We start from the raw sequence: 14065 nt of genomic DNA, 5'->3' as shown, positions 1-14065 counted from the left end.
TTGACCCCATTCAGGAAAGAAGGTCGTTACTACCATTGTACTCTACATGATAAAATTCATGCTTTAATCTACTTAAATTTTACAGAAATTTAACAAATATTCATATAGAAAAATATTGGTAGTTGACATTGTATATATGGTCAGTCAACTAACACATAAAATTCTACGTAAAACGCCAAATTCCTGCAAATTTTTTTGAAAAAATAAAAGAAAAACTAATAAGAAATATCTGAAATATTACAATTGTTCGGTATTTAGTTTTCGTGTATGGCATAAGAGATTTCGGTTTGTTATGATGAAAGAAACAATATAGTGAAGGATGGATGCGTGATGTCAGCAATTAATTGGACAGAAGAAGTTGCGAAACGAAAAGATGATTTAATTCGTGATACACAACAATTTTTACAAATTAAAAGTGTATGGGAAGAAGAATCGGCGAAAGAGGGCGCACCATTCGGTGAAGGTGTAGAAAAAGCTTTATCTTTCATGTTACATAAAGGAGAAACTGAAGGTTTTGCTTCTAAAAATTTAGAAGGATATGCAGGTCATCTTGAAATGGGACAAGGAGAAGAGTTAGTAGGCATTCTTTGTCACGTTGATGTTGTACCAGAAGGAGATGGCTGGACGACTCCTGCATATAGTGCGGATATTCGCGATGGAAAGATTTTTGCACGTGGTGCAATTGACGATAAAGGCCCAACGATGGCAGCATATTATGCGATGAAAATTGTGAAAGAATTAGGCTTACCTCTTTCCAAACGTGTTCGTATGATTATAGGAACAGATGAGGAAAGTAATTGGAAATGTGTAGATCACTACTTTAAAAATGAAGAAATGCCAACAATCGGTTTTGCACCAGATGCAGACTTTCCAATTATTAATGCAGAAAAAGGAATTTCTGACATACAAGTTGTGCAAAATGGTAGTGAAGAGAAAAAAGGTACATATGAACTTGTTTCATTTGATTCAGGGCGCCGTTTAAATATGGTTCCTGATTTTGCAGAAGCGGTTATTACAGGAGAAGATGTAAATGCACTTACAGTAGCATATGAAGAGTATTTACAAACTGCTAAAAAAATAGGGAAATCGACTATAGAAGGAAATGCAGTGACGTTGCAAATAGAAGGAATTTCAGCGCACGGATCTACTCCTGAAAAAGGAGAAAATGCAGGTTTATTATTAGCAAACTTCTTAACTACAGTTTCACTTGATGGAAAAGCAACTGCATTTGCGACATTTGCAACAGAAACATTTACTGGTGATATTTTTGGTGAAAAAGCTACTATTGCTTATAAAGATGAAATTAGCGGTCCGTTAACAGTGAATGTCGGTCGCATTTCTTATACGAAAGAAAACGGTGGTAACTTAGGGCTAAACGTACGTTACCCAGTTACAACTAACTTTGAAGAAACAATTGTGAAGTTGAAAGAATATGTTGGTACGCATGGTTTTGAAGTGGCTGACTATTCTAATTCTCGCCCACATCACGTCGATAAAGATCACGTATTAATCCGTACGTTACAACGTGTGTATGAAGAACAAACAGGTGAAAAAGCAGAACTATTAGCAATCGGCGGCGGTACTTATGCTCGTTCATTAAAAGCTGGTGTGGCATTTGGCCCGCTATTCCCTGGAAAAGAAGAACTTGCACATCAAAAAGATGAGTATATCGAAATTGAAGACTTATTAAAAGCAACAGCAATTTACGCGCAAGCAATTCATGAATTAGCGAAGTAATGGATATATAAATAATGTCCGCTCTCTATTTTGGAGAGCGGCTTCTTTTTACCTGAATGAGATAAGAAAGAAAAGCAACAATAGAAAGAAGGAGAAGATGTACATGGAACTGCATTATTTTGTCGCAATTACGTTACCGAATCATATAAAAGAAATGCTGTATAACTATAAAAAGGACATGCAAGAGGAATTACAATTTCGTTCATGGGTACATAAAGAAGACTATCATATTACCCTTTCATTTTTAGGGAGTGCAACGGAGGAACAATTAGAGGGAATAAAAAATGGATTACAAACAGTTGCAGAAACAAAAGAACTATCGTTCACGTTACAAGGTTTTTCAACGTTTGGTAGGGAAGATCAGCCCCGTATTTTTTGGGCGAAGGTAAGTGAGAATCACGATTTGTTTCAGTTGCAAAAGCAAGTACATGCCATTTGTGAAGAAAATGGATTTTCTCTAGAAATACGCCCGTATCACCCGCATATTACCGTTGCTCGTAAATGGATAGGAGAAGAAAAGTTTCGTTTAGAAAGTATAAAAGAAGTGCCTGAAATATCATTTCAAGCAGATACAATTACTTTATACGAATCCCACGTGAAAGAAACCCCGAAGTATAAATCGATTGCTGAAATAAAATTACAAAAATAGAATGTTGAAAACGTTTTTTATGCAGGTGAATATACTATAGAGAAGAATGGAGTTACTGTATAGAGTCTTGTTGATAAGAAAAGCCTTATCATTTGCAGCTCATTTTATCTCGCCTAATTGGTGAAGGCTAATAATAAGTGAGGATGGAAAAATTTTCTCGCTCATTAAAGTTTCACTTTATTTTAACTTTGAGAATGATGGTGATTTTTTTATGTTGAAAGTAAAACGTCCATTTGATGCCTATTTAGATGAAATGAATAAAATTACAATTTTGCTCCCACATGCGTATGGAACAAGTCGGACATTTCGTTTGCAAGAAGGAAGTAATGTGAAAGATTTACCGATTGCTCATACTATTGCGCTTCCAGATGCAACGAAGTATGAGTGCTTTATAGAAGAGCCGCTAGATGTGGGGAAGTATTATACAGTACGAGATGAACGGAATGAAGAAACTGATTTACAAATAGGTGCTGTTATTCGAACAAAAATTTTCGATGAAAAGTATTATTACGAAGGTACAGATTTAGGTGCTATGTATCAAAAACAAGAAACGACATTTAAAGTATGGGCCCCAACTGCAAGGCTTGCGAAAGTAAGAATTTATAAGAGTGATAAAGAATATACCGATCATGAAATGTACAGGGGAGAAAACGGAGTTTGGATTCAAACATTACAAGGTGATTTAGACGGAGCACGCTATACATTTCTTGTTTGTATTAATTTAATATGGAACGAAGCGGTGGATCCTTACGCAAAGTCAGTGACTGTAAATGGAAAGTATGGCATTGTTATCGATTTAGAAAAGACGACTGTAACGAAACGAGAGCAATTACCACCATTACAAGCAATGACAGATGCCATATTGTATGAATTGCATATTCGTGATGCTACTATTCATCCGAACAGTGGAGTGAGTAAAAAAGGGACGTATAAAGGGCTAATGGAAGAAGGAACAACAGGACGAAATGGGACATTGACAGGTTTGTCTCATATAAAAGATTTAGGCGTTACGCATGTTGAATTATTACCTTTATATTGTTTCGGTGGTGTAGATGAGGCGAATCCTTCGTCCGCCTATAATTGGGGATATAATCCATTATATTACAATGCACCAACAGGATTTTATGCTACAAACCCCTCTGATCCGTATAACAGGATAGTTGAGTGCAAACAACTAATTGAAACATTTCATGAACAAGGTATTAGGGTGATTATAGATGTTGTATATAATCATGTTTATGAAAGAGAGCTATCATCATTTGAGAAGCTTGTTCCAGGATATTATTTTCGTCATGGTGAAGATGGTATGCCTTCTAATGGGACGGGAGTCGGAAATGATGTAGCGTCTGAACGGAAAATGATGAGGAAATTCATTGTAGAGTCTATTTTATATTGGCTTACTGAATACAATGTCGATGGATTCCGATTCGACTTAATGGGAATTTTAGATGTTGATACAATGAATATGATAGAGAAAGAAGTGCGAAACATAAAACGAGATGCTTTGTTATTAGGAGAAGGATGGGATTTACAAACACCGCTTCCTCTTGAGGAAAAAGCAACGTTAAATAATGCGAAGAAAATGCCACATATCGCGCAGTTTAATGATCAATTTCGTGATGGGATAAAAGGGAGTACATTTCATATAAATAAGCGTGGTTTTGCATTTGGTGGGCATGTAGACTGTAATCATTTGCAGTATATTGCAGCAGGAAGTCTTTTAAGTATGAAAGAAACAGGGCTGTTTTTAGAGCCGGCGCAAAGCATTAACTATGTAGAATGTCATGATAATATGACGATGTGGGATAAACTAGTGCGCAGTAATGAAGAATCAGAAACGATTTTGAAAAAACGTCACCTATTAGCGAGCGCAATGGTTATTCTTTCACAAGGCATTCCTTTCTTACACGCAGGGCAAGAGTTTTATCGTACGAAGAAAGGAAATGAAAATAGTTATAATGCAAATGATGAGATCAATCAATTAGATTGGGATCAAAAAGAGAAAGAGATAGAGACCGTTAACTATATAAAAGGTTTAATTGCGATTCGTAAAGAGCATGGGGCATTCCGATTACAAAATGCAGACCTTATAAAAAAACATATGACTTTTTTACAAACATCTACAGAAGTACTTGCATATCACCTAGAGCATGCAGAATCGTTTGGGCCGTGGAAAGAGATTATCGTCTTATTTAATAGCGGTTTAGAAGCTAAAACTGTGCAACTTCCGAAAGAAGCAACGTGGCATGTGTTAGTAAACGAAAACGAAGCGAAAATAGAGCCAATTTCTTCATTTAGAGGAAAGGAACTTAGGCTCGCTCCAATTAGCACGTATATATTGACGATAATGTGACAAATCGCTACTTGACGATGAGAATGTAATAAATGTAGAATTGACAAAGGTGACGATTTTGATAAGTTGTCATTCTATGACAGGTTTTGTAAAATAAAATAGAGAATTTTTGGCTTAGGCTAATTTTTCTTTTCATTTACAGTAAAATATATGAATCCACAACATGTGTAGAAATGTTGCGGTTTTTCTTTTCATAACTATAAAAGATAAGGATTTGTTAACGGGTAATGAATATGGAATGGTTGGAACAATTATTAGGAAAAGAGTGGAGTCTTGTACCGGCTGGTGGAGTAACGGGCGATGCATATATTGCGCAAAACGGACAACAGAAGTTATTTTTAAAGCGGAATACATCGCCCTTTTTAGCGGTATTGTCAGCAGAAGGAATTGTTCCAAAATTACTTTGGACAAGAAGGGTAACGAATGGTGATGTAATTTCTGCTCAAAAATGGCTTCCGGGACAGAAGCTAGAGCCAGAGGATATGAAACTAGAACGTGTTGCGAAACTTTTGAAGAAAATACACTCCTCTAAAGCGCTTGTACAGATGATTCAAAGACTTGGGAAGCAGCCGCTTCACGCACAAGAGTTATTACAACAACTGCAACTCGTTTTAAGAGGAGATATAAGGGATGATGAAACAATTCAGCAAGGCCTTCAATATTTAATGGATTCATTAAAAGCTATTGAATACAATGAATTCGTTGTATGCCATTGTGATGTAAACCATAACAACTGGCTATTGTCGGATGAAGATGAATTGTTTTTAATTGATTGGGATGGAGCTGTAATTGCTGACCCAGCTCTAGACCTCGGTATGTTATTATATTGGTACATTCCGCGCCAGGAGTGGAGTGAGTGGCTCGGTTATTATGATATTGAAATGGATGAATCGCTGCTTAGGCGTATGAGATGGTATGTGATAGCACAAACGATTTTGTCTATTCAATGGCATACAACAAAAAAACAGCAAGCAGAAGCTGAATATTGGCATCAATATTTACAGCAACTACTTGCTTCAGAATAATACTTAAGAAAAATTGTCCATTCCAGCAATCCACTGAGTAAGTTGTTCTTGATTATTGGAAATATGGTTGTCCAAATTAGAGGAAGATTTACCCGATTGACTATAAGAATATACATCGTTTAGCATTGTTTTAGCGTCACTACTTATATTATCGTTTGCGAGTAACGATTGAATGAGGCGCTCTAATTGCTCGCATTCTGAAACTGTCCCGCAGCAATCACTTTGGTGGTTGACTAAAATATCTTTCAGCACTTCTAATTGATGTTGTTGATTAATTGGCATGAACGGATCATCCTTTCGATTGTTTTTCTCTTCAAATGTAAGAGAAAAAGCTGTTTCGTCATGGAATGTTTAATGCTGTATGTAGTTTTTATCAAAATGGTACATCTTATACTTGAAAGAAACGGACCGAGTGCTCGTACGTACTTGGTTTTTTGTTTGGTAGATTGATTAAAAAAGAAAGAAGGAATTATTCCTTTAAAATAGCTATGTAAAGAGAGGGAAACATCTATGCGTTTAAGACACAAACCGTATGCAATGGATCGAATTAATGAATATTCACATATCGTAATCGGAAACCCAGAGGAGCGCGCTGGTAGCTGGAAAGAAGTATTTGGAAACGAACAACCAATTCACATTGAAGTAGGTACAGGTCGTGGCCGCTTCATGTATGATATGGCAAAAGCGAATCCACATATTAATTATATTGGAATTGAAAAATTCACAAGTGTTGTTGTAGATGCACTTGATAAATTAATTGAAGAAGAATTACCAAACTTAAAGTTAATTAATAAAGATGCTGAAGATTTAACAGTTTTCTTTGCGAAAGGTGAAATTGATCGCGTTTATTTAAACTTCTCAGATCCATGGCCAAAGAAACGTCATACGAAGCGTCGTTTAACGTATAAAACATTTTTACGTAATTACGAAGAAGTGTTAGTAGAAGGCGGAGAAATTCATTTCAAAACAGATAACCAAGGTCTATTTGAATATTCTCTTATGAGTATGGCTGAGTATGGTATGTTACTAACGTACTTAAGCTTAGATCTTCATAACAGCGACTTTGAAGGTAACATCATGACTGAATACGAAGAGAAATTCTCTAGTAAAGGTCATCGTATTTACCGAGTTGAAGCAAAATATCGTACAGAGCCTATGCAGTAATGCATAGGTTTTTTTACATCTAAAATAATCAGAATTTTATGTTAAGATTAATTGAAAGGGGGATGTGTAATGGAACAGTTACAAATTGGAGATATAAAAGTAACGTGGTTAAAAGGCGGGAATACACATTTAGACGGGGGAGCGATGTTTGGTGTTGTGCCGAAAGTACTTTGGTCACGTAAGTATAAACATAATGATACAAATCATATTTATTTACGAACAGATCCGTTACTTTTGCAAACGAAAGACGGAAATATGCTCATTGATTCCGGAATAGGAAACGGTAAATTGAATGAGAAGATGAAGCGGAATCAAGGTGTAACAGAAGAATCATCGGTTTATGAATCATTAGAAAAACTAGGATTAAAGCCAGAAGATATTCACTATGTTTTAATGACGCACCTTCATTTTGATCATGCATCTGGTTTAACAAAATGGGAAGGTGATCACCTTGTACCAGCGTTTCCGAACGCGAAAGTTTACGTAAGTGAAACAGAGTGGAATGAAATGAGGAACCCAAATATTAGATCCCGTAATACATATTGGAAGGAAAATTGGGAGCCGATTGTAGATCAAGTTGTTACGTTCCAGCAAGAAATAGAAATTACAGATGAAATAAAAATGGCGCATACAGGTGGTCATAGTGATGGACATGCAGTTATTGCTTTAGAAAGCCATGGGGAAACGATGCTTCATTTAGCAGACCTATTACCGACGCACGCACATCAAAATGTATTATGGGTAATGGCATACGACGATTATCCGATGACCTCGATTGAAAATAAGCAAAAGTGGATGAAGTATGGTGCTGAAAAAGAGGCATGGTTTACGTTTTACCATGACGCATATTATCGCGCTGTGAAGTGGAATGAGGAAGGGCATATCGTAGAAAAAATAGAACGGAAAACGAGTATAGAAGCATAAAAATAGGAGGTTGTTCCATCATATTTATTGGAGCAGCCTCTTTTTTATTGTCGGGTTTTGTCGGTAAGTCGATATATTTAAACAAACGCTGATATAAATTGAGTTGCGCCGATATAATTGGGAAATCGCTGATATAAATTGAGTTGCGCCGATATATTCGGAAAATCGCTGATATAATTTTAATCAATACCCGCAATTTCAAAAAAATAAGAGGTTCACCTAATGGGAACCCTCCTTTTTATGCTGCTATAACCTCTAAAACAGTACCTGTTTTAGCATCAACTAAAAATTCAAATCGTTCTTGTATATCATTTAACATTGTTGTAAGACCGCCGCGATAAACTTCATATGCGACATCATATTTTTCAAATGTCTCTGGAACCATATGTACCCAAGAGCCAGTAATTTCACCTTTATGACTTAATGCTTGTTTCACCATTTTCAATGCTTTTTCTGAAGAAATATGGGATTGTTCTTGTACTTTGTTTGCAACGAGATAACCAGCTGCGAACCCAACGCCAAGACCTGCTACTAAACCTTTCCAGCTCATATATTCACCTCAATTCTATAAAATAAAAATAGTGTACCGATAATAATTATAAAGCAAATACAGCCAAAAAAGAAGAAACTAGAAACATTTCGAAAATTTCGTTACAATAAAAGAGGTATTCTACTAAGGTTTGAAAGAAGGGGACTTCGTGAATAAAGAGACATTACAATTATTTCGTACGTTAACAGAATTACAAGGTGCATCAGGTTTTGAACATGATGTACGCCGTTTTATGAAACAAGAATTAAGCAAATATGCGGATGAAATTGTACAAGACGGTTTAGGTAGCGTATTTGGTCTGAAAAAAGGGGACGAAACTGGCCCGCGTGTTCTTGTAGCAGGTCATATGGATGAAGTAGGTTTCATGGTTACGCAAATTACGAAAAACGGAATGCTTCGTTTTCAAACGTTAGGCGGCTGGTGGAGCCAAGTTTTATTAGCACAGCGTGTACAAGTTATGACGAAGAATGGTCCTGTTATTGGGGTTGTTGGTTCTATTCCTCCTCATTTATTAAGTGACGCGCAACGTGCAAAACCGATGGATATAAAAAATATGTTAATTGATATAGGTGCAGATAGTTATGAAGATGCGATTGAAATTGGTGTAAAACCAGGACAACAAATCGTGCCGATTTGCCCATTCACACCGATGGCAAATGAGAAGAAAATTATGGCGAAAGCTTGGGACAACCGTTACGGATGTGGTCTTGCAATCGAATTGTTAAAAGAATTAAAAGATGAAACATTACCAAATACATTATATTCTGGTGCTACTGTACAAGAAGAAGTAGGCCTCCGCGGAGCGCAAACAGCTGCAAATATGATTCAACCAGACATTTTCTATGCGCTTGATGCAAGTCCAGCAAACGATGCATCTGGTGACAAAACACAGTTCGGTCAATTAGGAAAAGGTGCTCTTCTTCGTATTTACGATCGCACGATGGTAACACATAGAGGAATACGCGAATTCATTTTAGATACAGCAGAAACAAACAACATTCCGTACCAATACTTTATTTCACAAGGTGGTACAGATGCGGGCCGTGTACATACAAGTAACTCTGGTATCCCATCAGCAGTAATTGGTGTTTGTGCACGCTACGTTCATACACATGCTTCAATTTTACATGTTGATGATTATGCAGCGGCGAAAGAATTAATTACGAAGCTTGTAAGAACAACAGATAAAACGACGTTAGAGACAATTAAGAATAACGCGTAGAGAAGAAGGGCGAAAAACCCTTCTTTTTTTAGGTTGAATAGATGACCCAGCGATGAGTGGTGGCGGTTAGTGCCTAATGGGTGCTCGAATGATGTATTAAGACCGCGGGTAGGAAGAAAGAAGAAGCCTGTTTTTGTGTTTAGGACCAGTAATATTGTAGAAAGCGACCTTCTTTTATGGGGAGAAGGAATTCCCTGATGGTGTGTGGTAGTGGTTGGTACTTAATTTGTGCCGAAGCGGATATTAGAATAGAATGATGAATTTTTATAGAGGTGAACGAAATGAAAGTAGTAGTTGGATCGAAGAATAAAACGAAGGTTGGCGCTGTGGAGAAGGTTTGGAAAGATGCTGAAATTACATCTCTTTCTGTTCCGTCAGGAGTATCAGCTCAGCCTTTCTCAGATGAAGAGACGATGCAAGGAGCGATCAATAGAGCGAAGCGAGCGCTAGAGGACGGAGAAGCTCCAATTGGGATTGGGCTAGAAGGCGGCGTAATGAAAACGGAGCACGGTTTATTTATGTGTAACTGGGGCGCGCTAGCAACAAGTGATGGGAAAGTATTTGTGGCCGGAGGAGCGCGTATTACGTTACCAGACGATTTTTTAGCACCTCTTGAAGATGGTAAGGAATTAAGCGAAGTGATGGAAGAGTTTGTGCAGCGAAAAGATATTCGTAGTCACGAAGGTGCGATCGGTATTTTTACAGATGATTATGTCGACCGTACGGAATTATTTGTACACGTTGTTAAGTTGTTAGTTGGGCAATATAAGTATGACAAAAAGCAAGCATAAACCTTGCACCGTGCGCGATGTATGGTAGTATAAAAGAAAGATTATAACATGAAAAATGTACCCGTTAGAGGAGGAAATATAGATGAAGTCATTAGAAAGCATGGAGCAATTCCAACAGTTAAAAAATGAAGAGAATGTAGTCTTTATGTTCTCAGCAGAATGGTGCCCAGACTGCCGCTTTGTAGACCCATTTATGCCAGAAGTAGAAGAGAAATATAGTGATTTCTCATTTTACTATGTAGATCGCGATGAGTTTATTGATCTATGCGTAAAATTAGACGTATTTGGCATTCCGAGCTTTGTAGCGTACAATAAAGGTGAAGAAACTGGTCGCTATGTAAACAAAGATCGTAAAACACAAGAACAAATCGAAGAGTTCATTGAAGGTTTAAAATAAGGCAATTTGCCAATTGAATTGTAAAACAACCTCTACCTTCGCGGGGGAGGTTATTTTTTTGGAAGGGAGGAAAAAGAGATGAAGATGACAAGTAAAAAGATGAAAGATGAGTTAATAAAGAAATTATCTCGCCCAGAATGGGACTTTCAGTATGATAGTGAGAAAGAAGTTTTACGTATTGAACAAAAAGACTCCAAAAAAGGTATTAACGTATCGCTTCCAGGAGTTGTGGCAAAATGGGAAGTGAACAAAGAAAAGGCAATTGAAGAAGTTGCTTATTACGTACAAGAAGCGCTAATTGCGATGCATAAAGAAGAAAATAGCGGAGCGAAAATTTTACCTGTTATTCGCTCTACTTCTTTCCCGAAACAAGCAGAAGAAGGAAATCCGTTTATTATGACGGATCATACGGCGGAAACACGTATTTACTATGCGTTAGATTCGAATAAAACGTATCGACTAATTGACGAGCGTCTATTACAAAAATTAGAACTTACAGAACAGCAAGTGCGTGAAATGGCATTATTCAACGCACGCTCATTAGGTTATGAATTTAAACAAGACACAGTAGCGGGGAATACATTCTACTTTTTAAACACAAATGATGGGTATGACGCGACTCGTATTTTAAACGAATCGTTACTACAATCGATGCGTGAAAAGATTTCTGGTGACATGGTTGTTGCTGTTCCTCACCAAGATGTATTAATTATTGCTGATATCGTCAACGAAATCGGTTATGATATTATTGCACAAATGACAATGAAATTTTTTGCCGAAGGGCATGTTCCGATTACATCACTTTCATTCGTATATGAAGATGGAGAATTTGAACCAATCTTTATTTTAGCGAAAAATCGGAAGAAGACAGATGGAAAAGAGAAAGGATGAACGAAGTGAACGTTTTTTACAACCTTGAAGGAATTGGTGACACTTTAATTGTTGCCTTACAAGATATTACTTTAGAGAACCGTACTTTTGATCGCAAAGGAGATGTTGCACGCGTATACGATCGTGAAAGCAACGAGACAGCAGGATTCAACATCTTTAATGCATCTTCTTACTTAGAAGTAAAAGAAACAGGCAACCTTACATTAACGAAAGAGCTTGTAGAGAAAATCAACGAAATTTTAGCGAAGAATGGCTTTGAAGAAACAGTAGAAGCAGATCTTTCTCCGAAATTTGTTGTAGGCTATGTAGCTGAAAAAGAAAAACATCCAAATGCTGATAAGTTAAACATCTGTAAAGTAGAAATCGGTACAGAAACATTACAAATCGTATGTGGTGCACCAAACGTTGATGCAGGACAAAAAGTTGTCGTTGCAAAAATCGGCGCTGTAATGCCAAGCGGTATGTTAATCAAGCCAGCTGAGCTTCGCGGTGTTCCTTCTTCTGGAATGATCTGCTCTGCACGTGAATTAGAGCTTCCAGATGCTCCACAAGAAAAAGGTATTCTTGTATTAGAAGATAGCTTTGAAGTTGGACAAGAGTTCAAATTTTAATTGATATAAGAAAAGAGAGGTTGTCCTTTTGGACAACCTCTCTTTTTTTTGCATTCATTGTTGGTAATTCGAAATTTCGTGTTGAATCGTTGATATATTGAGAATAGTGATAGATATATTTAAAAAATCGTTGATATATTGAGAATAGTGATAGATATATTTAAAAAATCGTTGATATATTGAGAGTAGTGATAGATATATTCAAAAAATTGTTAATATGATAAGGATGTCACCTTTTTTCTTAAAATCTATATTGTATTTTATAAACAAACTAGTTAAAATTTAGAAAAATAGAAGGAGATAGACGTATGAAACAGCAACCAAAAATCGCAGAACTTCTAAAACGAATTGAAACTTCAAAACAGCAAGATGTTGAGCTAGGTACTTATGAAATATATTTGTTTAGTGAAAGTGAATTAGAAAAAGGACAAATCGGTTACCGATACGATAAACATAAAAATTCATTAATAAGTGAAGAACACGGAAAATGGAAAGAAGAATGGATTACAATTGGATATGAAACGGATATGGGCGATCCAGTTTTCGTAAATATAGATGATGCCGCTTATCCGCTTTATACTGCAGAACGTGGTACAGAAAAATGGCAGCCAGTTTATATTGGAAATATAGATGAGATTATAGGGCAATTATAAGAAAAACTTTGAATCCGGTGCAAAGTGATGGGGGAGAAGTATGAAGTATATAAAAATAATGAGCATGATTGCATTCATTGGAATATATATGGCCGGTTGTTCACAAGAGCAGCCGAAAAAAGAAACTACATCTTCTATACAAGAGAAAAACAAAGATACCAAAGAAGACGCACCGGTAGAAAAGAAGCAAGAACAAGAAAAGAACGAAGAATCGCAAGCAATTCAAACGAATGACCAAGTAGAACATAAGCAAGAGGAAGTATCATCTGATGAAAAGAAAGAAGAAACTACGCCAGTGCAGCCGACTGAGCAACCAGTGCAAAATAATGAACAAAAAATAGAGAGTAATGAAAAACAAGAGAAGTTTCTCGTCGTTATTGATCCAGGGCATCAACAAAAAGCGAATTTAAATTTAGAGCCGATTGGACCAGGGGCAACAACGCAAAAATATAAAGTGACAGACGGTACAACAGGTGTTGTGACGAAAAAGAGAGAGGCTGTACTTGTATTAGAAATGGCTTTTTTATTAAAAGAAAAGCTTGAAGCAAAAGGGATACAAGTATTAATGACGAGAACATCACAAGACGTTGATATAAGTAATAAAGAAAGGGCGACATTCGCAAATAATCATAAGGCTAATTTATTTTTACGTCTTCATGCAGATGGTTCTGAAAATCCAAACCAAAGTGGATTCGCTGTATTGACGCCGGCAGAAGGAAGTCCGTATACGAAAGAGATTTATGCGGAAAGTCTTCAAATCTCTCAAATGATTGTAAATAAAATGAGGGAGAACCAGCAAGTAAAAGTAAATGGAATTAAATTTCGGGATGATCTTTCTGGATTTAATTGGGCAAAGGTTCCTGGTGTGTTATTAGAACTTGGGTTTATGTCAAACCATGAAGAAGATAAAAAATTATCTGACCCGCAATATGTAAATTCTTTATTGCAAAGTGTAACGGATAGCATAGATGCATATCAGAAGAGTAAAGCTTAAGCGCAGTCTTATATGAAAGGCTGCGTTTTTTCATATGAAACACTCGTAAATTAGAATATTGTGGATAAATATGACATGCTTAATTTTACCTGCACTTTTTGCCG

The 14065-nt window shown here is 36.6% G+C and carries 15 protein-coding genes; 13 read left to right on the top strand and 2 right to left on the bottom strand.

Annotated features, from left to right (window positions below; genetic code table 11):
• The first annotated feature begins 330 nt into the window (after positions 1 to 330).
• From pepV to N2V80_RS23455, 4 genes are all read left to right on the top strand, one after another.
• Positions 331 to 1737 (top strand): dipeptidase PepV, encoded by a 1407-nt coding sequence (gene pepV / locus N2V80_RS23470; protein ID WP_001274251.1) that lies wholly within the window; start codon positions 331 to 333, stop codon positions 1735 to 1737.
• 103 nt (positions 1738 to 1840) lie between these two features.
• Positions 1841 to 2386: an RNA 2',3'-cyclic phosphodiesterase gene (gene thpR, locus N2V80_RS23465; RefSeq protein WP_000418996.1), complete on the top strand. Its 546-nt coding sequence runs from the start codon at positions 1841 to 1843 to the stop codon at positions 2384 to 2386.
• Positions 2387 to 2597: 211 nt separating this feature from the next.
• Entirely contained in the window at positions 2598 to 4739 is a 2142-nt protein-coding gene (pulA, locus tag N2V80_RS23460) for a type I pullulanase (RefSeq protein WP_061654603.1), read from the top strand.
• Between the two features lie 227 nt (positions 4740 to 4966).
• Positions 4967 to 5764: a phosphotransferase family protein gene (locus N2V80_RS23455; RefSeq protein ID WP_001986674.1), complete on the top strand. Its 798-nt coding sequence runs from the start codon at positions 4967 to 4969 to the stop codon at positions 5762 to 5764.
• 3 nt (positions 5765 to 5767) lie between these two features.
• On the opposite strand, the gene N2V80_RS23450 is transcribed toward N2V80_RS23455, so the two are convergent.
• Positions 5768 to 6046 (bottom strand): YtzH-like family protein, encoded by a 279-nt coding sequence (locus N2V80_RS23450; RefSeq protein ID WP_001122235.1) that lies wholly within the window; start codon positions 6044 to 6046, stop codon positions 5768 to 5770.
• Between the two features lie 228 nt (positions 6047 to 6274).
• Here N2V80_RS23450 and trmB point away from each other — a divergent pair, with 228 nt between their 5' ends.
• Together trmB and N2V80_RS23440 are read left to right on the top strand one after the other, a co-directional pair.
• On the top strand, positions 6275 to 6928 hold the full coding sequence (trmB, locus tag N2V80_RS23445; protein WP_001239385.1) for a tRNA (guanosine(46)-N7)-methyltransferase TrmB: 654 nt from the start codon (positions 6275 to 6277) through the stop codon (positions 6926 to 6928).
• 69 nt (positions 6929 to 6997) lie between these two features.
• Positions 6998 to 7852: a YtnP family quorum-quenching lactonase gene (locus tag N2V80_RS23440; protein ID WP_061654602.1), complete on the top strand. Its 855-nt coding sequence runs from the start codon at positions 6998 to 7000 to the stop codon at positions 7850 to 7852.
• A gap of 238 nt (positions 7853 to 8090) precedes the next feature.
• Here N2V80_RS23440 and N2V80_RS23435 read toward each other — a convergent pair whose 3' ends face one another.
• Positions 8091 to 8402 (bottom strand): PepSY domain-containing protein, encoded by a 312-nt coding sequence (locus tag N2V80_RS23435; RefSeq protein ID WP_000118543.1) that lies wholly within the window; start codon positions 8400 to 8402, stop codon positions 8091 to 8093.
• A 148-nt stretch (positions 8403 to 8550) separates the two neighbouring features.
• Between N2V80_RS23435 and N2V80_RS23430 the strand changes: the two genes are divergently transcribed.
• The 7 genes from N2V80_RS23430 (at position 8551) to N2V80_RS23400 (ending at position 13961) form a co-directional block, all read left to right on the top strand.
• Positions 8551 to 9624 carry a M42 family metallopeptidase gene (locus N2V80_RS23430; RefSeq protein WP_001031514.1) on the top strand — a complete coding sequence of 358 codons (1074 nt, stop codon included), beginning with the start codon at positions 8551 to 8553 and terminating at the stop codon, positions 9622 to 9624.
• 281 nt (positions 9625 to 9905) lie between these two features.
• Entirely contained in the window at positions 9906 to 10415 is a 510-nt protein-coding gene (locus tag N2V80_RS23425) for a DUF84 family protein (RefSeq protein ID WP_000869937.1), read from the top strand.
• A gap of 82 nt (positions 10416 to 10497) precedes the next feature.
• Entirely contained in the window at positions 10498 to 10812 is a 315-nt protein-coding gene (locus N2V80_RS23420) for a thioredoxin family protein (RefSeq protein ID WP_000838193.1), read from the top strand.
• Between the two features lie 78 nt (positions 10813 to 10890).
• Positions 10891 to 11703 (top strand): DUF1444 domain-containing protein, encoded by an 813-nt coding sequence (locus N2V80_RS23415; protein WP_000784588.1) that lies wholly within the window; start codon positions 10891 to 10893, stop codon positions 11701 to 11703.
• Complete coding sequence (gene ytpR / locus N2V80_RS23410) at positions 11700 to 12314, top strand: YtpR family tRNA-binding protein (protein WP_001006761.1); 615 nt, start codon at positions 11700 to 11702, stop codon at positions 12312 to 12314. Before N2V80_RS23415 ends, ytpR begins: the two co-directional genes overlap by 4 nt.
• Positions 12315 to 12622: 308 nt before the next feature.
• Positions 12623 to 12967, top strand: a complete 345-nt coding sequence (locus tag N2V80_RS23405; RefSeq protein ID WP_000813342.1) for a hypothetical protein — start codon at positions 12623 to 12625, stop codon at positions 12965 to 12967.
• Between the two features lie 40 nt (positions 12968 to 13007).
• Positions 13008 to 13961: an N-acetylmuramoyl-L-alanine amidase gene (locus N2V80_RS23400; protein WP_000874039.1), complete on the top strand. Its 954-nt coding sequence runs from the start codon at positions 13008 to 13010 to the stop codon at positions 13959 to 13961.
• The last annotated feature ends 104 nt before the right edge of the window (positions 13962 to 14065 follow it).

This window comes from Bacillus sp. FSL W8-0640, assembly GCF_038007725.1.
Lineage (GTDB): Bacteria > Bacillota > Bacilli > Bacillales > Bacillaceae_G > Bacillus_A > Bacillus_A cereus.
This window is presented reverse-complemented; position numbering and strand designations above follow the sequence as displayed.

Bases quoted from the DNA above. Each gene is read 5' to 3' on its own strand.
- pepV (WP_001274251.1), top strand. From the start codon at position 331: ATGTCAGCAATTAATTGGACAGAAGAAGTTGCGAAACGAAAAGATGAT.
- thpR (WP_000418996.1), top strand. From the start codon at position 1,841: ATGGAACTGCATTATTTTGTCGCAATTACGTTACCGAATCATATAAAA.
- pulA (WP_061654603.1), top strand. From the start codon at position 2,598: ATGTTGAAAGTAAAACGTCCATTTGATGCCTATTTAGATGAAATGAAT.
- N2V80_RS23455 (WP_001986674.1), top strand. From the start codon at position 4,967: ATGAATATGGAATGGTTGGAACAATTATTAGGAAAAGAGTGGAGTCTT.
- N2V80_RS23450 (WP_001122235.1), bottom strand. From the start codon at position 6,046: ATGCCAATTAATCAACAACATCAATTAGAAGTGCTGAAAGATATTTTA.
- trmB (WP_001239385.1), top strand. From the start codon at position 6,275: ATGCGTTTAAGACACAAACCGTATGCAATGGATCGAATTAATGAATAT.
- N2V80_RS23440 (WP_061654602.1), top strand. From the start codon at position 6,998: ATGGAACAGTTACAAATTGGAGATATAAAAGTAACGTGGTTAAAAGGC.
- N2V80_RS23435 (WP_000118543.1), bottom strand. From the start codon at position 8,402: ATGAGCTGGAAAGGTTTAGTAGCAGGTCTTGGCGTTGGGTTCGCAGCT.
- N2V80_RS23425 (WP_000869937.1), top strand. From the start codon at position 9,906: ATGAAAGTAGTAGTTGGATCGAAGAATAAAACGAAGGTTGGCGCTGTG.
- N2V80_RS23420 (WP_000838193.1), top strand. From the start codon at position 10,498: ATGAAGTCATTAGAAAGCATGGAGCAATTCCAACAGTTAAAAAATGAA.
- N2V80_RS23415 (WP_000784588.1), top strand. From the start codon at position 10,891: ATGAAGATGACAAGTAAAAAGATGAAAGATGAGTTAATAAAGAAATTA.
- ytpR (WP_001006761.1), top strand. From the start codon at position 11,700: ATGAACGAAGTGAACGTTTTTTACAACCTTGAAGGAATTGGTGACACT.
- N2V80_RS23405 (WP_000813342.1), top strand. From the start codon at position 12,623: ATGAAACAGCAACCAAAAATCGCAGAACTTCTAAAACGAATTGAAACT.
- N2V80_RS23400 (WP_000874039.1), top strand. From the start codon at position 13,008: ATGAAGTATATAAAAATAATGAGCATGATTGCATTCATTGGAATATAT.